Below are 22,650 nucleotides of genomic sequence, written 5' to 3'. Positions count from 1 at the left end.
AACTCTGTGCGCACATCGTTTATATGTGCAATAAGTACCCATGAATACATGAGATAACTTTATGAAATACATTTCAAAAATCTGGTTGGCTGCGATGCTGCTGTGGCTGCTAAGTGCTAGCGCCCAAGCTCAAGTTGCGACGGACTGGATTCAACTTGAAGAGCACCCACCAGTTCAGGTGCGGTTGCTAATTCCGGGAAAAACCAATTCTGAACAACAGCAAGTAACTGCCTTATTGCAGGTAAAGCTCGCGGATGATTGGAAAACCTATTGGCGAACGCCCGGTGAAGGTGGCGTGCCCCCGCAACTGGCATGGCAAGCTGATTCCAGTAATATCACTGATATTTCTTGGCGCTTTCCAGTGCCTGAACGTTTTGACGTGCAGGGCATCGAAACGGTAGGTTACCAAGGCGATATCAATTTCCCGCTGCAAATTAGCGTGGCAGATTGGCAACAGCCAGTTAGCTTGCAAGGGTTACTGACCTTAGCCAGCTGTACCAATATTTGCGTAATTTCTGACTTTCCACTCGCTCTCAACTTTATGCCAAGTGAGTTGAATGCCGACATGGATGCGCTATTTGCCTATGAACAAGCGCAAAGTGCGTTGCCGCATCGTGATCACCCACAGCTTAGCGTGTCGGAAATGGTTTGGTCGGCGTCGCAGCAACAGTTAGCGGTGACGGTGACGAATACTAAGCAATGGCAACAACCACGTATTTTTGTGGATAGTTTGCGTGACGATTATGCTGATCTCACTATTGCGTTATTAGAGCAGCAGAAACAAGGCAATGAGTTAACCGCTCGGTTTGCAATTTCGCATTGGCTCGAACAGCCTGAATTAACTGGAGAGACACTCCAGGTGACCATAGCGGATAAGCTGATTCGTGCAGAAATGAGCGCCGAAGCGATTGCGGGTAGCGTGCAGCAACCTGCGGAGTCAACAAGCTGGTGGATGATGCTGCCACTTGCGTTGCTGGGCGGTTTGATCCTAAATATCATGCCATGTGTGTTACCGGTACTAGGATTAAAACTACAGTCGGTAATTATTGCTGAGCGTGGGCGTGGTCAGGTACGTCGTCAATTTATCGCTTCCGCACTTGGCATTATTACCTCGTTTGTCATTCTGGCAGTCATGTTGATGCTACTGAAGCTAGGTGGACACGCCATTGGTTGGGGCATTCAGTTTCAGAACCCGTATTTTATTGGGGGCATGGCATTGGTGATTGGCCTGTTTGCTCTCTCCGTGAGTGGTTTATGGACCATTCAACTGCCGCAGGGTATGCAGCAGTGGGTAGCTACCCGCGGTGACCAATCAACACTCGGGCACTTCATTCAAGGTATGTTCGCCACCTTGCTAGCAACGCCTTGCACTGCGCCGTTTCTAGGCACAGCCGTCGCGTTTGCCTTAGCGGCGTCAAACGTACAGCTTCTGCTTATTTTTGTGGCCCTAGGCGCGGGTATGGCTTTGCCATGGCTAGCCGTTGCGGTATGGCCAAGCGTGGCAATGAAGCTCCCCAAACCCGGCCCATGGTTAAAATGGGTGAATCGGATATTTGCGTTGCTATTGTTGCTGACCACAGCATGGCTAATTAGCTTGCTAAGCAACCATGTCAGCACTGGCGTGTTCGCATTCATTGTTGCCGTATTTGTGGTAGTGGCGCTGGTATTAGCCTACCGTCGATTCGGGCAAGCGGGCGTGATTGGTGCCATCGCTGTCACGGTGTTGCTGAGCGGTGTTGGCTTGCTACTCAGTAGTTGGACGAGCCATCCGAAGCAGCTAGAGGAACATGCTTGGCAGCCACTGCAGCCAAACGCCATTGCCAACGCAGTTACCCAAGGCAAAGTGGTATTTGTGGATGTTACTGCTGATTGGTGTGTGACCTGCAAAGCGAATAAAATTGGTGTGTTGTTACAAGAGCCGGTAGCGAGTGCTTTGCGCTCGGATGATATCGTGCTTATGCAGGGCGACTGGACGCGGCCAAGTGAGCAAATCACCGACTATTTGCGTAGCTATAACCGTTACGGCGTGCCATTTAATCAAGTATATGGGCCCGGGGCACCGAATGGTATTGCGTTGCCAGTGATACTAACCGATAACGCTGTACTTGAAGCAATTGAGCAGGCACGCCAATGAAATTCCTTAAGCAATTAGCCGTTTATCTTGCCATTTTTATTGCCATAAGTTTTGCGGTGGATAGCTGGCGCAGTCGTGGTTTGCCATCCGGCCCAATTGATGCGCTTTCAGTCGTCACGATTGAAGAACAGCAGCACGATGTTCTCGCGCGCAGTCATGAACAACCCGTCTTATTGTACTTTTGGGCAACCTGGTGCCCTGTGTGTGATTGGGTTTCGCCATCCATCAACTGGCTTGACGGTGATCATGAGGTGATGAGTATCGCTATTCGCTCTGGCAATGATGCCCGGGTAAACAGCTATTTGCGGCACCACGATTATCAGTTTGCGACAGTAAACGATAATACCGGTGAATTAGCACGTCGTTGGCAAATTAACGCGACCCCAACGGTCGTGATTATTGCCGACGGCGAGATTGTTTCGTATACCACCGGTGCATCAACGCCGGCTGGTTTATGGTTGCGTCTGAAGTGGGCGCAATTGATGCAAAAATTGGAGAAGTTATGAAGTACCTTTTAAGCACAGTATTTTCGATATTGTTTGTTGTCAGCGCAGCCGCGAGTGCACAACAAGCAGGAAATCAAACCCAGCAACTTGAGCAAATTAACGAGTTACTGAAGCAAAACCCAGAAGTTATTCCAAGTGTGTTAAATAGCTTGCAGCAATACATTGCAAGCAAAAAAACGGCCGAGCAGGCGCAGCGTGATCACGGTAAGTGGCTACTTGATAACGATGATGCACACCCATGGTTTGGCGCTGAGAATGGCTCTGTGCCGGTTATTGTCTTTACAGATTATGATTGCCCATACTGCAAACGTTTAGAGCCGCACTTGCAGAAGTTGGTGGAAGAATTTCCACAAGTGAAAGTGATTAATGTATTGGTACCACTGCGTCAGCAAAGTGTACAGGGGGGCAACTTGAACCCAGCAAACTTTGCCTTGAATGTATGGCAGAATCAGCGTGAGCAGTTTGCTGAAGTGCATGAACTACTCTATAAAAAGAACGGTCTGCATACCGGTAAATCGCTCGAACAAATTGCGCGTAAAACCGGAACCCGCTCGCAATTAGATAGCCCGAAGGCGACGCCAACCATTATTGAGCGTAACTATCGGGTATTCTCTGATTTTCAATTGCGTGGAACGCCGGCAATTATGGTTGGCGGACAAACCATTCCAGGTTACGTTGAATATGCTGAGTTGAAACAAGTTGTTCAACAAGCCGTCGCGCAGTAATGTGAAGTAATCAATGTTACAGAAACTCGCAATAGTTCTACTGGCGCCCTTGCTGATATGGCAAGGACGGCAAGTACGCAAAAATACCTTACGTTTGCCTGAAGCGACAGGCGCTCGTGCGGGTGTTCAGGGTGAAAGTAACCATTTTCGATTACTTGTTCTTGGCGACTCTGCTGCTGCAGGCGTTGGTTGTGCTACACAAGACGAAGCGGTGTGTGGTCATTTGGTTGCCAGAGCGGCAGAACAGTATCAAGTGCATTGGCAATTATGGGCGCAATCAAGTTTAACTTGTGCGGGTATTTTAAAGTTAGCGCAGCAACAACCTGAGACCGAGCCATTTGATTTGGTATTAATTTCGGCAGGGGTGAATGATGTGACTCGGCGTACCTCGCTCATCAATTGGCGTCATGATTTACAAGCGCTCACACAGCATTTGCGGGAACAACGCGGTGCAAAGCGTATTGTGTTTACGGCATTGCCACCCATGCATAAATTTCCTGCATTGCCGCAGCCGCTGCGTTGGTTTATTGGCCAGCAGGCTCGCCGTTTAGATAACGCATTGCAACGTCACTGCGAACAAAATGAGTGTGAGTATCTCGCATTGAATTTTCCATTTGAGCCCGATTATATGGCAGAGGATGGTTTCCACCCATCGCCGAAAGCGGCCAAGCTATGGGCTCACGCCATTCGAGAAATCTAAGCAATTAATCAGTACATGTCTGTTATAATTGCGCCTCATTTTCCGATCAAGAAGAACCCCACCATGTCAAACACAACGCCGGTCATCCAACAATTTTCAGAAGTCGGTCTTAATGACGAGCTTCTCAAAAGCTTAAACGAGGCAGGTTATCAGCAGATGACACCGGTTCAAGCGATGAGTTTGCCGTTGATACTGCGCGGTGATGATGTGGTGGTACAGGCACAAACAGGATCCGGCAAAACCGCCGCATTTGCTTTGGGAATACTCGCCAAACTTGATGTGACTGAATTTGCGCCACAAGCCTTAGTACTGTGCCCAACCCGCGAGCTGGCTGAGCAGGTGGCTGAAGCGATTCGTAAGCTCGCCAAGAACATGGCGAACTTAAAGGTATTGACGCTTTGTGGCGGGGTACCAACACGGCACCAAATAACCTCGTTAGAGCACGGTGCTCATGTATTGGTAGGAACGCCTGGGCGTGTACTTGATCATGTGAATCAAAACCGTCTGAACTTCGCCAAGCTGCAAACATTAGTGCTAGACGAAGCCGATAGAATGCTCGAAATGGGCTTTCAAGATGAGCTTCGTGCAATTGTCGCGAAAACGCCGAATTCCCGTCAGAACCTTTTATTTAGTGCGACTTATCCAAAGGGTATTAAACAGTTAGCTGAACAAGTATCGAAGAATGCGCAACTGCTCAAAGTAGCTGAAGCGCCAACTCAAGCTAAAATAAGCCAAGTGTTTTACCAATTAGATGACACCGATTCGGCGTATGCGGTGCAGCAAATCTTATTGAACCAGCAGCCACAAAACTGCATGGTGTTCTGCAATACCAAAGCGGAAGCACAGCGAATAGCGGATAAGCTTATTGGCAAAGGCTTTAGTGCGCTCGCGCTACATGGTGACCTTGAACAGAAAGATCGTGATCAAACCATGGTGCAATTTAGTCACGGCAGTGCTCGCGTGTTGGTGGCGACAGATGTTGCGGCCCGCGGGCTTGATATTGCCGAACTCGATTTGGTAATTAGCGTGAATATTGCCCATGATCTTGACACCCATACCCACCGCATTGGTCGTACCGGTCGTGCTGGCGCCGAAGGGCTCGCAATAACCCTAGTGGGTGCTCAAGATGACTACAAGTTGCGTCTGTTGGAAGATGATTTTGCCAAGCCGATTCAGTTGCAGCCATTACCGACTGCACCAGCAGCGAGCAAACCACTGCAATCGGACTGGGTGACGTTACAGTTAAGTGGCGGCAAGAAAGACAAATTACGCCCTGGTGATATTGTTGGCGCACTGACGCGCGATAATAAGCTCACCATGCAACACATTGGAAAAATTAAAGTTCAGAGTAATTGGGCGTTTGTTACCGTTGAACAGGGCGCTGCCAAGCACGCGCTCAACCTCATCAATAACGATAAAATTAAGGGCAAACGCTTTCGCGCTCGCGCCCTTTAAATTCGCTCAGGAATGCAGAGTACCCTTAAACTTTGCTAGCCTGAGCGATACGTCGAGTGATCTAGAATATGTAGATGAAACCGACGCCTAATTCGGCTTCATAGTTGTTCCGGGTAATCGGGCTATCCGCAACATCGCCCAGGTAGTGCTCATAAAGGCCTTCAACGAAAATCAGCCAGTTTTCGGCAACATATTGACGATAATTATAATGCACCCCAACCGAACGAATGCCACTATCTAAGTTGGTGGCAGGTAGACCTGATGCGGTTGATTGTGCGGCGGTAATGCCGAAATCTTTATTGGCACGATCGCTATCGTGAAAAACGGCAACAACCGCTAATTCAGAACCAGTGCCATCGTTTTGCTCACCGAAACGACGACCGACGCCAAACAAACCGAGATTTCCGTCTTCGCTCGCGATGATGCGACCATCAAGCCAATAACGCCAGTCGGCATTAAAGGCACGGCGCGCTTGCAGCACAAATTCAGCTCCTTCATCTGAGTCGCCGAGGCCATTCAAGCGGCCGTCGTCCGAATCAGCCTCTTCACGGCCTTCATCGAAACCCACGGTAGCTTCAAACAACCAGACGTCATCGCGAAGACCGCGCCAACCTAGCGCTTCACCGGCGAAGTAGAAGATATTGTCACCTGTGCGCCATTGTACCGCGCCAGCAGGGTCGATTTCGAAGCCGAATTCATCAGAACCTTCATACGCTGATTCATATTCAACACCCAAGCCAAGGCCGACCGCCCAACCATCGTCACCCCGCGTAAAATCGTCAAGTGAAGGTAGCGGGACTAGCGCCGCTTTTTCGTCCTGCGCGAATACGGTTTGAGAACACAGGGTGGATAGCGCCAGGGCAGACAGTAAACCGATAGACTTTTTCATGGGGGAATTCTCCAGAGTGAAGCAGTATGAAAACAGTTCTTAGTGTTGAGTATAGTACTGAATGCACAATTGCGTAGATCACAGACCATGACGTTTTCTTTCGCTGCAGTGATAAAGCGGGTTAAACGCTCTCGCCGCAAACCCAGCCGCTCGACCACGCCCACTGGAAATTGTAACCACCTAACCAACCGGTGACATCGAGTACTTCACCAATGAAATACAAGCCGGGTTGCAAGCGGCTTTCCATGGTTTTCGAACTCACTTCGTCGGTATCAACGCCACCGAGAGTGACTTCTGCAGTACGGTAGCCCTCCGTGCCATTTGGCTTTAAGGGCCATTGGTGCAGGGTGTCCGCAACTTGTTGAAGTAGCGCATTATTGCAGTCAGCAAGATTCTTATCCGGCCACTGATACTGCTCGCACAAGGTGAGTGCAAGGCGTTTGGGAAACCATTCCTGAACGGCGGTGCGTAAACTCATCCGCGGTCGGCTCTGGCGCAGCTCATTAAGTTTAGCGAACGCGTCCTCGTTAGGAAGCAGATTGACTTCTACAGGTTCGCCAGGGTGCCAATATGACGAAATTTGTAGCATGGAAGGACCTGACACGCCGCGATGGGTGAACAACATGGCCTCTTTGAAGCTGGCGCGCTGATTACTGGCAACGACATCAACCGAGAGCCCAGAGAGTTCGGCGTAGCGTTGCTTGTCAGTCTCATGCAGGGTAAACGGTACTAACCCTGCACGCACGGGCACAATACGGTGACCAAATTGTTCGGCGAGCTGATAACCGAGCGGGGTTGCGCCGAGTTTTGGCATGGATAACCCGCCACAAGCAACAACAATTTTTTCAGCTTGCAACAATCCCTGCGAGGTATTCACCACATAGCCATCAGCCGTGTGCTCGACGCTTAATACTTCGGTGCGTAATTGCACGTGGGCGCCGTGTTTGCTGCACTCTTTCATCAACATATTGACGATATCTTTGGCACTGTTATCACAAAATAACTGCCCGAGTGTTTTCTCGTGGTAGGCAATACCGTAATCGTTGACTAACCCAATGAAATCCCACTGGGTATAACGGCTTAGTGCCGATTTACAAAAATGCGGATTTTCAGAGAGGTAATTCTCGGGGCTGGCGTACATATTGGTAAAATTGCAGCGACCACCGCCCGAGATCAAAATCTTCTTACCGGCTTGCTTGGCGTGATCGAGCACCAGTACCCGTCGACCACGCTTTGCTGCAGTTGCCGCACAATGCAGGCCAGCAGCGCCGGCCCCAATCACAATCACATCATGTACGACAGACTGCGACACGGCATTAACCTTGCAGGGCTTCGAGCACGTGCTCAGCGCTACTGACGCCGTAGGTTTTCTCGTCTTCAACAAACAAATGGGTGATAACGCCGTCGGTAATGACCATGGCATATCGCTCAGCGCGGGTACCGCCAAAGCTGCCGGTTTCTTTAATTAAACCCAATTGTTGGTGATACGACGCATCGCCGTCTGCAAGCAGCATCACGCTATCATCAACATTTAGCGCCTTGCCCCAAGCTTTCATCACAAAAGCGTCGTTGACCGCCACGCAAGCAATGGTTTGAACGCCTTGCGCGCGCAAGTCATTGGCGTGCTTCACAAAGCTTGGTAAATGCTTTTCAGAACAGGTTGGAGTGAACGCGCCCGGTACGGCAAATAACACGTGGGTGCCTTTGGCAAATAACTCAGCAGGGTTAAATTGCTGCATACCTACTTCGCCAAGCGCAGTTAGCGTACCAGCAGGAATTCTGTCATTCGTTTTAATCATCATGTTGCTCCGGAAAATAAAGGTCAAAGCGGTGTTTCTTGCTAACCACTTGGGCATGCGGCGAAACACCCGCTAAAAAGTCAGCATGCTGGGGGCGCTTTACCACCACCCGCTGACGAGCTATTCGTAGCGCAGGTTGCAACAATTCATCGGCATCTTCATCGGCGCCGACAAGCTGCTGAAACATTTGCATGTCTTTCTTTACGGCTGCTTTGGCTTTGCGATCACCTTTAGGGTACATCGGGTCCAAATAAACCACGTCAAAGCTGTCGTCTTCAATGTCGTCTAAGCTGCTTACGTCTACCAAGTATAGCCGATGCTGCCACTCTGGCATGGCTTGATGTAACCGTGTTAAGGCGTCGGCAAGTAGCTGCTTCACAATCGGGTGGCGTTCGTTTAAGCCAACGGTTGCGCCTAATTGTGCTAACACTTGCGCATCGCGACCTAGGCCTGCCGTTGCGTCTAAAATGCTTGGGTTTTTTAGTTTGCTAAGACCACAGGCACGCGCAATGGCTTCATCTTTGATGCGCGCTTGCGCCGCACGAAAGGCGGTTTTACCAGTTAAGAAATCAATGCGCAGCGGGTGCATTTTTGGTTGGTCTAACCAACGTAGTTGTAACCCTTCCGCGCTTTGTTCAAGAACGAAGGCGCTGTCGGATGGGGTGTCGCTCATGGTTGACGTTCCATATCAATGTGCGGAATGTCGTCTTCCAAGTATTCTTCGCTAATGGCAACAAAGCCAAAGCTTTCATAGAATGCGCGCAAATACACTTGGGCGCCTAAGCGAATTGGCAGTTGTGGTGTATAGGTATGGCAAACATCCAGTGCGCGTTGCATTAGCTCGCGACCCAACCCCAAACGACGAACCGACTGTGCAGTGAGAACACGACCGATACGGCTGTAGCCATCACTACCTTCGCCAAGAAAGATACGAGCGTAGGCAACGACTGTTTCTGTATCGCTATCGGCCCACAAATGCAGGGCGTTAACATCACTACCATCGGCATCTAAATAGGGGCAGGTTTGCTCCACCACAAACACCTGTTCGCGGCGTTGAATAATGTCATACAGCTCGGTGATCGAGAGTTCAGCAAAAGATTTTAACTGCCAGTTCATCGTAAACGCTTCCGTAATTCAGGTCTTATTTCCGGGGTAAGGGCAACAACATTATTGCGGTCATGCTGATACAGCGCCAAGAGTTCCGCAACCTTGCCGCGGCTATCGCCTTTCGGGCTAATGAACCGCGCCACTTGCAGGCTTTCTAATTCGGCTTTTTTATAAAGTAACCGAGTAAACTCAGTGTCGTGATTACTAATAACCACCGGAATGCCTCGTTTTCTCGCCGTATGTTCTGCACGACGAGCTAATTCGGTTTGGTCATCCATACCAAAGCCACCACAAGCATAACTGGTAAAGTTCGCGGTTAAACTCAGCGGTGCATAGGGCGGATCGCAATAAACCACATCGCCTTTGCGCGCTCGACGAAATACTTGCTCAAAGCCCATGCAAGTAAATGTCGCACGCTGTGCTTTTTCGGCGAAAAACTCAATCTCTGCCTGGGGGAAATACGGACGCTGGTATTGTCCAAACGGAACATTGAACTGGCCCGATAAATTATAGCGACACAACCCGTTATAACCGTGGCGATTGAGATACAAGAACAACAACGAACGCTCGTACGGGTCAGTACTGGCATTAAACTGTTGGCGCAGCGCATAGTATGCCTCTGGCGTGTTGTTCGCCATGCAAAACAACTTACGAGCGTCTTCAATGAAACGCTTTGGGCGCCGCTTCACAAACTTAAACAGGGTGATTAAGTCAGGATTCACATCGTTGAGTAAGTATTTCGGATAGTCAGTATTCAGAAATACTGAGCCAGCGCCAACAAATGGCTCAATCAGCTTATTGCCTTCAGGCAAAACCGCGGTGATTGACTCAATGAGGTTGTACTTACCGCCTGCCCATTTCAGAAAGGCGCGCTGCTTCGTCATGCTACTCGGCTCATTTTATAATAAAGGGCTGTGTGCTTCTGGGTGGCTCATGGCCGCAATGGCATTACCAATTGCTTGCCAATCTGACCAAGGCTCAAGACATGCTTGTCCGATAGCTGTTGGTAGCACTAACCGAACCACACCGGCTTGTACTTTTTTATCACGTTGCATGAAGGTCTGCCAGCGCTCTAATGGCATTTCTGGGGCACGTATCGGCAAATTTAGTTGTTGCAAGAGTGTTTCGATGCGGGTGAACTCATGACTACTGAGTCGGCCTTGTTGATGCATCAGGTACGCAGCAACGATGGTGCCGGCGGCAACTGCTTCGCCGTGTCTCCAACTTTCATAATGAGCCGCCTCAATGGCATGGCCAAAGGTGTGACCGAGGTTCAAGAGTGCGCGCACCGATTGCTCGCGTTCATCAGCTGCAACGACTTCAGCCTTAATTTCGCAACTACGTTGGATGGCGTAGGTCAGCGCTGCTGCATCGCGTTTATTCAGTTCGTTCTGATGTGCTTCTAACCAAGCAAAGAACTCAGCATCAGCAATGATGCCGTACTTCACCACTTCGGCTAAGCCACAGGCATAATCACGTGCGTTTAGCGTCTTCAAGCAGTCGGTATCAATCAACACGGCTTGTGGTTGATAAAACGCACCAACCAAATTTTTACCACCGGTGTGATTAATTGCGGTTTTGCCACCAACCGATGAGTCGACTTGTGCTAACAGCGTGGTCGGAATTTGATAGAAAGCGACACCGCGTTGGTACGTTGCCGCAACAAAGCCGGCTAAATCGCCGACAACACCCCCGCCGAGCGCAATGATGGCGCAGTCACGGTTAAAGTTGTGACGAATTAATGTGTCTATTATGGCTTCAAAATTGGTGAAGCTTTTGGCGCTTTCACCATCCTCAATGAGGTGCGTGACGAGTGTATGCTGCTCTAATTTCGCGCGTACTTGGTCGCCATACAACGGGTCAACCACGGTGTTTGAGAGAAGTAAGACTTGTTGTGGTAGTTGCTCGAACAAAGGTGTGCGCGAGAGCAACCCTGCACCAATATCGATAGGATAGCTGCGCTCACCCAAACCCACGATGATTTGCTGTGTGGTGTTCTGCATGAGCGCCTCCGAAATAAAAAGCCTAGTAAGTTATAAACCTACTTTTTCGATAATTTGATCAATCACAACCTTGGTGCTTTGTTCGTCTGTACGCACAACAATGTCAGCAATTTCTTCATACAGCGGATTCCGTAATTCAGCGAGGTTCTCGAGCACTTCACGCGGATTATCTGCCTCAGCAATCAATGGGCGGCGTTTGTCGCGTTGTGTACGGGCGAGCTGCTTCTCAATAGTCGTTTGCAGATACACCACCACGCCTCGAGCTGAAAGTCGGTTACGGCTTTCTTTGCTTAAGATAGAGCCGCCACCAGTCGCGAGCACGATACCGGTGTTCTCTGTGAGTTCTTCGATAACTTTTTCTTCGCGTAAGCGAAAGCCATCTTCGCCTTCTAACTCAAACACCCAAGCGATATCGGCGCCGGTACGACGTTCGATTTCGGTGTCAGAATCAAAAAATTCGAGATGGAGTTGTCGGGCTAGTTGTCGCCCAATTGTGCTTTTACCAGCGCCCATAGGGCCCACTAAGAAAATGTTACGTTTTTCAGCCATATTGATGTGTTACTTCACTTATTTAACTAGCTGTGACTCACGGAATCCGGAGTGTCTCAAGACCTTCCTTTACCCAACCAAAAAGATGCGCGATTATCGCAAGTCACAGCTACATAAGCAAGGTTTACGGCGTATTCGTTACAATTCGAGGCGTGACGAAAATTAACAATTCACGCTTTTCGTTAACTTGGCTGTCGGTACGGAACAACACACCAACGTAAGGAATATCACCCAGCAACGGTACTTTTGAAATATCGTTCAAGATTTGTTGCTGATAAATACCACCCAATACAATCGTTTCACCGTTCTCAACCAACACCTGCGTGCTGATCTCTTGCGTATCAATGGATACCGCAGGACCGGTTGGCGTGCTTACCGTTTCACCACGCGTATTTTGGGTAATCACTAAATCAAGTATCACACGATTATCAGGCGTGATTTGCGGCGTCACAGTCAAGCCCAACACGGCCTTTTTGAACTGAACAGACGTTGCACCTGAAGAAGCACTCTCAACGTATGGAATTTCAGTACCTTGTTCAATGTAGGCTTCTTTCTGGTTAGCCGTAGTGATACGCGGGCTAGCAATAATCTCACCTTTGTTCTCACGCTCAAGAGCTGACAATTCAAGGTCAAGTAATCGGCCGTCTGCGAGCTTCGCAACCTGGAAACCAATAGTGGCTGCCGGTGAAGCGATTGGTAAGTTCACATTGAAATCGCCAGTAACGTTGGTACCAGTACCCCACGGTGGTGGCACTGAAGTATCTAATGCAGGTTCGGTAATTCCCCAACGAATACCAAGCTCATCACTAATATTATCTCGTACGGTGACCATGCGAGCTTCAATAATGACTTGCTTCACAGGCACATCAAGCACTGCAACCATCGCTTTCACCGTATCAATCTGTTCTGGCGTATCGCGCACTAATAAGGTGTTCGTACGCTCATCAACAGTCACTGCGCCGCGTGTTGACAGCAGATCTGAGCTGTCAGTACGCAGAATCTGCGCAATCTCTTCGGCTTTTGCATAGTTAATTTGAATGTAAGAACTCTCTAGTGGTGCGAGTTCTTGCATGCGTTGCTGGCTTTCTAGTTGTTCGGCTTCGCGTTGTGCAAGTTCTGCAGCTGGAGCAACAATCAGAATGTTCTCGTCATAACGCTTGTCGAGGCCTTTCACGCGTAGAATTGTTTCAAGTGCACGTTCCCAAGGCACGTTCTCTAAGCGTAACGTGATGTTACCTTGCACTGATTCACTCGCAACCAAGTTCAAGTTATTCTCGTCAGCTAAAATTTGTAATAACTGACGTACTGGAACGTCTTGGAAGTTCAGCGAGATTGGTTTTTGACTTGATTTTGCGGTGGCTTCTTGCGCATCCACTTGTGGCGCTTCGGCAAGGTTTAAACGTAAGTAACCATCAATTTGCTCAAGTTGATGTTTAAATTTACGCTTACCAACAATTTTAATGCGACTATGACGACCATCACGGAAGGTTTCAACATAAGCCACGGGCGTTGCAAATTGGCTCACATCAAGCACATATAAAAGGTCTTCTGGTAACTCGGTATCGTAAAGAACTAACTCAAGCTCGTTACCGCGCATACGTGCTTCGTGTTCAACATTGTCTTTGTTTAAGGCAATACTCACTTGCCCCACATCGTTCGGTAAGCGGAAGAAATTGATGTTGGTTACCGCTGCTTTTTCAGGTACTTGCTTGCTATCGGTACGAACCTCAGCACGTGGTTTCTCAGCGGGCTTACTTGTTTCCGCTTTCACTGGTGCTGTTTTCGCCGGTGCAGGCTTACTTTCAACAGCTTTCTCTGGTTCTGGTTTCGCGGGCTTGGCAGGCGCAGGCTTCGCAGGAGCTGGCTTGCTTGCAGCAGGCTTATCAGCAGCCGGAGTAGCTGTCGATTGAGCTGGTTCACTACCGTCTTTCGGTGCGACAAACACTAAAACCATCACTTCGCCAAAGCGACTCATCAGGTTTTCGAGTGGCTTTTTGGTATAAACGCGCAGCATAAGGTCTTCGCGTTGTTGTTCAACCTCGACATAGTCAAGTAACGGGTGATTGGGCAGGTCTAAACGGCCATTAGGCATGTTGGCGCTAGTACCAAGTAATAAAAACTCATGAAGATTCTTATTACTGCTACGGGTAACAACAGGCGACTCGACACGTTTTGAAAAGTGCGCTTCAAGATTAAATCGATCTTTATTTAGCGCAATCTGCTCAACCCGTAAGAGCTCATTGGCCGACACCGCAAGGGGCATCAACAGCAGTAGACATAAGGTACGGATTAAGTGCTTCATTAGTTCGAGCTCCTTTGCGAGTTCAGCAAGGTTAACGATACGTCGCGTTGTTGCCAGCAACCATCGCCAGTTGCTAACCATTCACGAATCGAAATTTGTTGTGGAGTAATTGCAGTGATGCGGCCGTTATCAAGACCAATAAAATCACCACGTTGTACGCGGAATAATTTACCCTCGTTCGAGACCAACAGGGCGAGTAATTGGCCGTTGCCAGAACGCATGGTGCCACTCAACGCTAACTGGTCTAACGCAACACCCTCTAAGCCGCCTTTCGGTGAGCCTAGTGTCGGTTGCGGACAGTTCTGACCAGCAGCTTGTGCTGTGTTATCGCGCAACGGGGTAGGCTGGAACGGGTTGCGAATATCTGCGCCAGTATATTGAATGCGCTCGAGCTCCGGCAATTCAGGAGGTGGGCTAATACCTGGTTTTGCATTTTGCTGAACCTCGGCAGTAAACTGCTCTAGATCTTGATGCCCAGTTGGTGCGCAGCCTGCTAATAAACCAAACGCAGCCAGCGACACCACTAATTTTTTCATCATGGTTGCGCCCTCAACGTTTGTTGACGATAAGTCTCGGCATTAACCGACAGGCTCAAAGTGCCTTCTTCGTCTTGTAACTGCATTTTGAAATCTTTCACACTAATGATGCGATCAAGGCTCGACATCTGTCCGACAAAATCACCAATTTGATGATAAGCACCTTTGAGTTCAATTCGCATTGGCAGTGCTGTATAAAACTCGCGTGGTTGTGGCATCAGCCATTCAATACGATCAAATCGCAAGCCACTTTTGGTACCAATTAAACTAATGTCATCTAACAATTTTGGCGTTTCATCATCGTTCGGTAACATTGCTAATAGCGTTTCAAGATCGCTGTTTAGCTGCTCAAGCTGTTTCCGATACAACGGTAGATTAACCGCTGTTTGATACTTGGTTTGGTAATCTAGTTTTAATTGCGATTCTTTTGCGACTTCGCGTTTATAGCTAGCCCATTCGTCGGCTAAAATAAAATGATAGCTAAGACCAAGTACCGCAATTGCAATAATCACTAAAATGGCAATTCGGAATGGGCGTGGCCAGAATGGCAATTCGTTAATATCGAGTTCACGTAGGCTATCCATACTCATATTATTTCTTCGCCTCCGTGGTTGTTGGTGGAACAATCGTCACCACCAATGAAAATGCATCGTAATCTGAGTTCGCGTCAATGCCGCGTGCTCTGCTGCGCGAACCTGAGCTCGCTGAAACAACATTGCGTAATTCGGGATCGGCGAATACGGCAGATGATTTCAAATCACGTAAAAATTCAGAAACTCGATTATTTGAGATGCTACGACCACTAATGATCAGCTGCAAATCGCGTTTTTCAAGTGAATGCAGATAAACCCCATCTGGCGTACGCTCAGTCAATTCATTAAAGATAGTAATGGCTGTATTCCGATCTTCATGCAGCGATTGAATCAGCTTAATCCGATTCAAAATTTCTTGTTTCTTCTTGTTAATGCTGTTGATTTCAGCAATTTGTGCATCAAGAATTTGAATTTGTGACTGTAAGAAGTTATTACGCCGCTGCTGGTAGCTCTTGTAATCACCAATGACCATGTAGGCAGCACCAAAGATAATTCCGGCAATACCAACGGCGACACCAGCATGAATGCCGAAGCGGGTTTTCGCGCGTTGGCGAGCTGTTTCGCGCCAAGGGAGTAGGTTTACATGTGCCATGTTGCAAAACTCCGTAGCGCAAGGCCAATCGATTCAACGAAACGTGGCCCGTGATTTTGTAAATGCGAAAACTTACTTGGCAAAATAAAATGCTCAAAGGGGTTTAGTGCATGTACAGGGTACTCAACTTGTTCGCTCAAGGCTTCGGTAATCATCGGCAGCATGGCGCCAGTGTTTATCAACAAGATAGCGGCAAAGCCTTTGTCAGCAGCATTGCTTTGATATATCTGAACGTTACGGCTAACTTGGTTCCACAGGTTACTCAAGAAGTCTTGAATAATCAGCGTTGGAAAATCGTCAATATCACCAGAGCGGAGCTTCGCCATAATCTCGCCATGGTCGATGCTACCGTCTTCGTCAAGCGCACTCAGTAACGGTGTTAAACCACCAGATTGTGGGCGTTGAAACGCAACCTCACCTTGATGGACAACAATAATTTGAATGGCGCTGGTGCTGATATCGAGTATCAAATACGGCAACTTGCTCTCAAGCACCTCAGGGTGCATGTGCGGTAATAAATGACTGCAAGCGCGAGTGATGGCTTGGTTGTCGACATCCATAATGGCAACTTTGTAGCCTGCGCCTTCAAGCGCTTGAACGCGGCTGTCGACACTGATGGTTCGGGTTGCAGTAACGAGAACGCGTTGCTGCCCTGGCATGGTTTGATGCTCACCAAGGCTTTCGAAATCGTAACGCACTTCGTTAATGGGGAACGGGATAAGCGCTTCAGCCTCACTTTCAATTTTCTCAGCAATGGCTTCATCATCTAAATCGAGACTCATCGGCACCTGCTTCGATATTGCTTGCGTACCTGATACGGCGGCCACAGCGACACGCGTGCTGCCCATACGCTTACGCACCTGCGTAATCATCTTAGCAAGCTTCTCGATATCCGAAATTTCGTCGTCTGTAATTAAATTCTTTGGAAGTGATACTTCTGCAACATGTGTAATGTCGTAAGTATCGCCGCTAGGCACGAGTTCAATTGCCTTTACTGCATCCGAAGCGATATCAATTCCCAGACCTGGCTTTTTTCCCAGACCAAATAGCCCCATAATGCTCCCCTGAATTGGACCGGTATTGATGGCATTATATTATTAAAATTGTTCTATGCCGAACCTCATATTAAGCAGAAAGGTAAGCATTGTGCAAAGTTCTTTGCACAATCTAAATAAACATTACGTTTCTGTCCTTATCTTTCTATAATATGAACGATAATTGCGCAACCTGTAAAACAGTATAGTCGAAAGGAATAAAAGGGGCTTTCATTGAAGATTTTTAAGTGGGTGCTTGGCGTCGGAGTGGCGCTGGCTATTTTGGGTTCCATAGCCGTAGCTGGTTTGTACTTCTACTGGGAAGACGACTTACCGAGTGTGGCTGAACTCAAAGAAGTACGCTTGCAAACACCAATGCAGGTTTATTCATCCGACGGCGAAATGATTGCGCAGTTCGGCGAAATTCGTCGAATTCCTCTCAAATTAGAAGATATTCCTCAACCACTTATCAATGCTTTTCTCGCTACCGAAGATCAACGCTTTTACGATCACTTCGGTATTGATCCTATCGGGGTTGCGCGCGCTTTCGCTCTACTAATTAGTACAGGTGAAATACAAGGTGGCGGTAGTACCATCACGCAGCAGTTAGCGCGAAATTTTTATTTGAGCTTTGAGCAAACCTGGACGCGAAAAATAAAAGAAGCATTTATTTCATTGCGCATGGAAAAAGAGCTCAGCAAAGATGAAATCTTAGAGCTGTACCTGAATAAAATCACTTTCGGTCACCGCGCTCACGGCGTTGGCGCCGCAGCACAAGTTTATTACGGTAAAGATGTGCAAGATTTAACCCTCGCGCAGATGGCAATGATCGCAGGTTTACCAAAAGCTCCGTCTACCATGAATCCTATTTCGAACCCTGAGCGCGCGCGTGAACGCCGAGCTGTGGTACTCGGTCGAATGCTGGATGAAAACGTCATTACTGAAGCTGATTATGAAGCTGCGTTAGCTGAACCCATCGACACACGTTTGCACGGCGCCGAAGTGACCATGAGTGCGCCGTATTTGGCGGAAATGGTGCGAGCCGACATGGTAGCGCGTTATGGCGAAGACGCTGCCTACAACTCTGGCTTTAAGGTTTACACTACGGTGAATGCGAAGCAGCAGCGTGCGGCACAGCGAGCGGTGCAGTTGAATTTGCATGGTTACGACGAACGTCACGGTTACCGTGGTGCGGAGCAAGTGCTTTGGCAACCAAATGAAGACGCTTGGGAAATTGATGCGATTCGTGAGTTCCTGCGTAACCAAGAATCAATTGGATTGACCGTTCCAGCGGTCGTTTTGAGTGTTTCTGAGCAATCTGCGCAGGTATTAACCGCCAGTGGCGAGCCACGCGAATTACCATGGTCAGGACTTGCTTGGGCACGTCCTTATATGCACGCTGATCGTCAAGGGCCAGCGCCGCAAGTGGCTGCAGATGTTTTGGCGCCGGGCGAACTCATCCGTATCCGTGGCACTGAGCAAGGGCTTCGCTTAGCACAAATACCAGAGCCAAGTGGCGCCATTATTTCACTGCGCCCGCAGGACGGTAGTATCGCTGCCGCGGTGGGTGGTTACAGCTTTGCTATCAGCCAATACAACCGTGCCATTCAGGCCGAACGTCAAGCTGGTTCAAACATTAAGCCGTTTATTTATTCAGCAGCGCTTGAGAACGGCTTTACGTTAGCGACGTTAGTAAACGATGCACCAATCAATCAATGGAATCCGGGTAGTGGTATTGCTTGGCGTCCGCGTAATTCACCTGATGTATACGAAGGGCCTATTCGTGTTCGCCAAGCGCTGGCGAAATCGAAGAACGTTGTATCGGTGCGCTTGATGCGTTCGATGGGCATTGATACGACGGTTGAGTATTTAACGCGGTTTGGCTTTGCCATTGATGAATTGCCACGCAACGAGTCGTTGTCGCTCGGTTCAGCCTCCATGACGCCATTAGAAGTCGCACGCGGCTACGCGGTGTTTGCAAATGGCGGTTACTTGGTTAATCCATACTTTATTGAACGTATTGTCGATAACAACGACGAGGTGGTTTATACCGCTCGTCCAGCGGTTGCTTGCGTACTTTGTGAAGAAGAAACACGAGAAGTGGTGCAAGCACCGCAAGTTATCTCTGAGCAGAATGCTTACTTAGTTACTGAAGCGATGAATTCAGCAGTATGGGGTGGCGGTAGCTGGCAGCATCGTACTGGTTGGAATGGTACTGCATGGCGAATTCAACGCTCAAAACCAATTGTCGATTTAGCAGGGCGTAACATTGTCGGCAAAACAGGTACTACGAACGATGTCAAAGATACCTGGTTCTCTGGGTTTGTGAGTGGTCTTGTGACAACCGCATGGGTTGGTTTTGATAACCTTGAGCGTGCACTTGGTAGTACCACGATGAATGAGAATCTCGACAGTAATGAGCAGCCAATTTCAGGCACTGAGGCAGGTGCGAAAACGGCACTGCCGATGTGGATTGATTACATGGAAACGGCGCTTGAAGATGCCACGATTGAGCCATTCCAAGTACCACCAGGTTTGGTGATGGCGCGCATTGACTTGGCGACAGGCAAGCTTAGTCGTAAAAATGACTATACCACGCGATTCGAATATTTCTTGCCTGGCACGGCGCCGACAGAGTATGCAGATGCGAAGTCGTCGTCAAAAAATATCTTTAGTGACGACGACTCGATTTTCTAACCCAAGCTTCTAAAGAACGGTATTAACCTTGATGCCGGTTGCTGAGACGACTCAGCAACTGGTTCAAGTCAGACTGAACACCACCCGCAGTCACTTCTTTACCAGCACCTGGGCCGCTAATAACCAACGGCATTTCGTGATACCAGTCGGTATAAATCACGAAAATATTCTCGCCTGGAATTAAGTTTGCCAGCATGTCACCTTCTGGAATGTACTCAATACCCACACGAGCGCGAACGCTGTCATCGTCTTGCACAGCGAAGCTTGCTAGCAAGCGTGGTACTTTCTGAGTCTGCTGCGCATCGGTGTACAGATGATGCATGGCGTCATCCAGTTCAGGCAAACGCTGCATAAACTCTTCTAGTGAAATATCTTCTAATTGTTCTGGCAGAAGGCTTTCGACATCGATGTCTTTCCAGTCCAACTTCAAGCCGATTTCGCGCGCCAAAATGAGCAATTTGCGCACGATATCTTGGCAGGTTAAATCTTCACGTGGATCAGGCTCACTCAAACCACGCGCTTTCGCTTCACGTACCAGGTCACTGAACTTCACTTCTGAATTAAAGTTTTCGAACAACCAACTCATGGTGCCTGAAAAAATACCTGAAATACTGCGAATGGTATCGCCTGAGTTCCGTAGATCATTCAATGCATAGTTCAGCGGTAAACCCGCACCTACTGTGGTGTTGTAATACCACTCACGCTCGTACTCTCGTTGAATGGTACGAATTTCATTGTATTGGGATTCGCCTGAAGCACCAGCGCGCTTGTTCGCACTAATAATGTGTAACCCGTTTGCAAAGAAACTTGGGTAAAGCTGAGCAACCGCAACAGAATCGGTTAAATCGAGCATCACGAGTTCGTCACACGGCGCATTTGGCAACTCTGGAATGAGCTGACTCAGTTCGTATGGGCGCGCGAACTTATCGAAGCTCGCCTGCCAGTCATCCAGCTCCAGACCATTGTAATCGAGCCACATACGCGTTGAGTTTAAGATGCCGAGAATACGCACATCCATTTGCTCATTGATACGCTCACGCAAACGGCGATAGAGCGATAACCACGCGCTACCGATGTTGCCGCGACCGACTACGAGAACACCAAGGCTGCGGCGGTAATTAAATAGCTGACTGTGCAAGCGGTTGAGTAAGCGGTTATCAAGCTTCTGCTCAAGAATGGCAATGACCGCGTTGCTGTCTGGCGAAAATGCCAAACGGCGCAAGCTCTGCGCACTTAATTCAGTTTTGAAGGTGCTGTACTGGTCAGTTTCTTGAATGCGATTACCCACCAACGCAATCATTGAGTAGCCTTGCATTTGTACCACGTGATCGGCCTTGTCGACTTGCTCCAGCCAGCGCTCCAAAAACTCCAAATGGTTTTGGTGATAAGCATAATAAGCATGGTGCTGGGCAATTTCGTTCCAGCTAATCAATGGGGTGAGGTCAAGATCTTCGAACTGCTGGACCAATTTGGCATCGCTTAAATCAACTCGGAACAAAACCACGTCAGCTAATGACGTTAGCACCTTACCTTTTGGTTCAGTATCTTCGTATTGGCCAATTCGTGTTTGTTGATTCTCAACTTTCAAACTGGAACGCACAGCAATTACCATACGCTCGCGATTAACCGGTTGGAACGTACGCGGATGCAGTACTGGGCTGCCCAAGCGGGCTAGTTCTTCAGCTTCTTGCCAATCTAAAATTGGCAGGCTCACCACGCGCTCAACTTTGCGGGGATCGGCAGAGTACACACCAGCAACATCTTTCCAAATGGTGACTTGCTTGGAGTCAATCAGGCTACCCACCAGCGTTGCCGAATAGTCACTGCCGTTACGGCCAAGAATCAATGAGTTGCCGTCAGGGTCGGCGCAAATAAAGCCGGTGACAATAAAGCGGGTACCAGGGTGAGGCGCAATGCGATTTAACAGGCCTGCTCGCGAAACGGGCACACGAATATGTGGCTCAGGCGCATCATCAGCAACCAAGAATGTGCGCGCATCAATGTAATCCGAGGTGACACCTTGTTGCTGTAGCAACGCCGACAGCAAACGAGCACTCCAAAGCTCGCCGTATGACAATAACTCAGGACGGCGGGTAATTTCTTCTTCGCCATTCAGCCATGCCCACCAACGTTTGAAATCATGCTGCGATTGCTCAAGCACACGGGCTTGAATATCACCATTAAGTAACTCAGTAATCAGCCCCTGTTGGTATTTTTCGAGCTGCTTTAATAGCACTTCGGCGACGCCTAAATCGTCGGCCTTCGCGTCAATAATGGCGAGAATTCGATTGGTAGTATCACCGGCAGCGGAAACCACCACTAAATCGCTGGCACCAGCATATTCAGTGACAATGCGCGCTACGCGACGGTAACAATAAGCATCAGCTAAGCTGCTGCCACCAAATTTGTGAACCTGAACCGTATCGGCTACAGCTTGTATCTGCTCTGGGGTAACCTGAACCTCAACCGTCATGATGCGTGTGCGCTCTCCTGTGAGAAAAGAAAATAAAAACTCGATTATACGGCGCGTTGTAGTGCCAATAAAGCGTCATTACGCAAGGTTAGCACAAAAAGACGTATAGACAGCTATGCGTATAAAGTTGACTGTGCCAATTTCACCAGTACAATTCAACACATTGTGCAGGGTCTTTTAGTCACACATTGAACACGAGGTGCAGTATGGAATGGGACGGCGATTATATTTACCCGTATGTTGAACACGGGAAAAAAAGCGAGCACGTGAAGAAAATCACCGTGTCAATTCCTACACGTGTACTCAAAGTACTCACTGATGAGCGAACCCGTCGCCAAGTAAAGAACCTGCGTCATGCCACCAATAGTGAATTGTTATGCGAAGCATTTTTGCATGCATTTACCGGGCAACCGCTACCAACCGATGATGACCTTCGCAAAGATAACCCCAATAAAATTCCAAGAGCGGTGCGTGAAGAATTGCAGCGTCGCGGGTTACCCATTCCTGAAGACATAAGCGACGACGTCGAATAATAAAAAAGCTGCAGTCGTTGAAA

Annotated in this window: 21 protein-coding genes; 7 read left to right on the top strand and 14 right to left on the bottom strand. The window is 48.7% G+C overall.

The window, feature by feature from the left end; all coding sequences use genetic code 11:
- The first annotated feature begins 61 nt into the window (after positions 1–61).
- The 5 genes from D3795_RS08115 (at position 62) to dbpA (ending at position 5,520) form a co-directional block, all read left to right on the top strand.
- Positions 62–2,134: a protein-disulfide reductase DsbD family protein gene (locus D3795_RS08115; protein ID WP_156267763.1), complete on the top strand. Its 2,073-nt coding sequence runs from the start codon at positions 62–64 to the stop codon at positions 2,132–2,134.
- Positions 2,131–2,640, top strand: a complete 510-nt coding sequence (locus D3795_RS08110) for a protein disulfide oxidoreductase (protein WP_156267761.1) — start codon at positions 2,131–2,133, stop codon at positions 2,638–2,640. Before D3795_RS08115 ends, D3795_RS08110 begins: the two co-directional genes overlap by 4 nt.
- On the top strand, positions 2,637–3,365 hold the full coding sequence (locus D3795_RS08105) for a DsbA family protein (RefSeq protein ID WP_173021007.1): 729 nt from the start codon (positions 2,637–2,639) through the stop codon (positions 3,363–3,365). Before D3795_RS08110 ends, D3795_RS08105 begins: the two co-directional genes overlap by 4 nt.
- 13 nt (positions 3,366–3,378) lie before the next feature.
- Complete coding sequence (locus D3795_RS08100) at positions 3,379–4,065, top strand: SGNH/GDSL hydrolase family protein (RefSeq protein WP_156267757.1); 687 nt, start codon at positions 3,379–3,381, stop codon at positions 4,063–4,065.
- A 63-nt stretch (positions 4,066–4,128) separates the two neighbouring features.
- A complete protein-coding gene (gene dbpA, locus D3795_RS08095) occupies positions 4,129–5,520 on the top strand; it encodes an ATP-dependent RNA helicase DbpA (RefSeq protein WP_156267755.1) in 1,392 nt (463 codons plus the stop codon).
- Between the two features lie 61 nt (positions 5,521–5,581).
- Here dbpA and D3795_RS08090 read toward each other — a convergent pair whose 3' ends face one another.
- From D3795_RS08090 to pilM, 13 genes are all read right to left on the bottom strand, one after another.
- Positions 5,582–6,409 carry a MipA/OmpV family protein gene (locus D3795_RS08090; protein WP_156267753.1) on the bottom strand — a complete coding sequence of 276 codons (828 nt, stop codon included), beginning with the start codon at positions 6,407–6,409 and terminating at the stop codon, positions 5,582–5,584.
- A gap of 121 nt (positions 6,410–6,530) precedes the next feature.
- Positions 6,531–7,721 carry a BaiN/RdsA family NAD(P)/FAD-dependent oxidoreductase gene (locus tag D3795_RS08085; RefSeq protein WP_310942438.1) on the bottom strand — a complete coding sequence of 397 codons (1,191 nt, stop codon included), beginning with the start codon at positions 7,719–7,721 and terminating at the stop codon, positions 6,531–6,533.
- 4 nt (positions 7,722–7,725) lie between these two features.
- Positions 7,726–8,208 carry a peroxiredoxin gene (locus D3795_RS08080; protein ID WP_156269056.1) on the bottom strand — a complete coding sequence of 161 codons (483 nt, stop codon included), beginning with the start codon at positions 8,206–8,208 and terminating at the stop codon, positions 7,726–7,728.
- Complete coding sequence (locus D3795_RS08075) at positions 8,201–8,881, bottom strand: class I SAM-dependent methyltransferase (RefSeq protein ID WP_156267749.1); 681 nt, start codon at positions 8,879–8,881, stop codon at positions 8,201–8,203. Before D3795_RS08075 ends, D3795_RS08080 begins: the two co-directional genes overlap by 8 nt.
- On the bottom strand, positions 8,878–9,324 hold the full coding sequence (locus D3795_RS08070) for a GNAT family N-acetyltransferase (RefSeq protein WP_156267747.1): 447 nt from the start codon (positions 9,322–9,324) through the stop codon (positions 8,878–8,880). Before D3795_RS08070 ends, D3795_RS08075 begins: the two co-directional genes overlap by 4 nt.
- The gene (locus D3795_RS08065; RefSeq protein WP_156267745.1) at positions 9,321–10,199 is read right to left on the bottom strand and encodes a Dam family site-specific DNA-(adenine-N6)-methyltransferase; all 879 of its coding nucleotides are present in this window, start codon (positions 10,197–10,199) and stop codon (positions 9,321–9,323) included. Before D3795_RS08065 ends, D3795_RS08070 begins: the two co-directional genes overlap by 4 nt.
- Positions 10,200–10,214: 15 nt before the next feature.
- On the bottom strand, positions 10,215–11,318 hold the full coding sequence (gene aroB, locus D3795_RS08060; protein ID WP_156267743.1) for a 3-dehydroquinate synthase: 1,104 nt from the start codon (positions 11,316–11,318) through the stop codon (positions 10,215–10,217).
- 30 nt (positions 11,319–11,348) lie between these two features.
- A complete protein-coding gene (aroK, locus tag D3795_RS08055; RefSeq protein ID WP_156267741.1) occupies positions 11,349–11,867 on the bottom strand; it encodes a shikimate kinase AroK in 519 nt (172 codons plus the stop codon).
- Between the two features lie 124 nt (positions 11,868–11,991).
- Positions 11,992–14,169, bottom strand: coding sequence for a type IV pilus secretin PilQ (locus tag D3795_RS08050; protein ID WP_310942437.1), 2,178 nt, complete (start codon positions 14,167–14,169; stop codon positions 11,992–11,994).
- On the bottom strand, positions 14,169–14,708 hold the full coding sequence (locus D3795_RS08045; protein WP_156267739.1) for a pilus assembly protein PilP: 540 nt from the start codon (positions 14,706–14,708) through the stop codon (positions 14,169–14,171). The genes D3795_RS08050 and D3795_RS08045 overlap by 1 nt, the downstream gene beginning before the upstream one ends.
- Entirely contained in the window at positions 14,705–15,295 is a 591-nt protein-coding gene (gene pilO, locus D3795_RS08040) for a type IV pilus inner membrane component PilO (RefSeq protein ID WP_156267737.1), read from the bottom strand. Before pilO ends, D3795_RS08045 begins: the two co-directional genes overlap by 4 nt.
- A 1-nt stretch (position 15,296) precedes the next feature.
- Positions 15,297–15,890 carry a PilN domain-containing protein gene (locus D3795_RS08035; RefSeq protein ID WP_156267736.1) on the bottom strand — a complete coding sequence of 198 codons (594 nt, stop codon included), beginning with the start codon at positions 15,888–15,890 and terminating at the stop codon, positions 15,297–15,299.
- The gene (gene pilM, locus D3795_RS08030; protein WP_156267734.1) at positions 15,878–16,945 is read right to left on the bottom strand and encodes a type IV pilus biogenesis protein PilM; all 1,068 of its coding nucleotides are present in this window, start codon (positions 16,943–16,945) and stop codon (positions 15,878–15,880) included. Before pilM ends, D3795_RS08035 begins: the two co-directional genes overlap by 13 nt.
- 213 nt (positions 16,946–17,158) lie before the next feature.
- On the opposite strand from pilM, the gene D3795_RS08025 reads away from it, so the two are divergent.
- Positions 17,159–19,621, top strand: a complete 2,463-nt coding sequence (locus tag D3795_RS08025) for a penicillin-binding protein 1A (RefSeq protein ID WP_156267732.1) — start codon at positions 17,159–17,161, stop codon at positions 19,619–19,621.
- A 22-nt stretch (positions 19,622–19,643) separates the two neighbouring features.
- Here the strand turns inward: D3795_RS08025 and metL are convergent, their stop codons facing one another.
- On the bottom strand, positions 19,644–22,094 hold the full coding sequence (gene metL / locus D3795_RS08020) for a bifunctional aspartate kinase/homoserine dehydrogenase II (RefSeq protein WP_156267730.1): 2,451 nt from the start codon (positions 22,092–22,094) through the stop codon (positions 19,644–19,646).
- A 206-nt stretch (positions 22,095–22,300) separates the two neighbouring features.
- Between metL and metJ the strand changes: the two genes are divergently transcribed.
- Positions 22,301–22,627 (top strand): met regulon transcriptional regulator MetJ, encoded by a 327-nt coding sequence (gene metJ, locus D3795_RS08015; RefSeq protein WP_156267728.1) that lies wholly within the window; start codon positions 22,301–22,303, stop codon positions 22,625–22,627.
- Positions 22,628–22,650 lie beyond the last annotated feature (23 nt).

Origin of the sequence: Pseudidiomarina andamanensis (assembly GCF_009734345.1) — a bacterium.
In the GTDB taxonomy this organism is placed as follows: domain Bacteria; phylum Pseudomonadota; class Gammaproteobacteria; order Enterobacterales; family Alteromonadaceae; genus Pseudidiomarina; species Pseudidiomarina andamanensis.
Note: the sequence above shows the minus strand (reverse complement) of the source record. Positions and strands in the feature narration are given on the sequence as shown.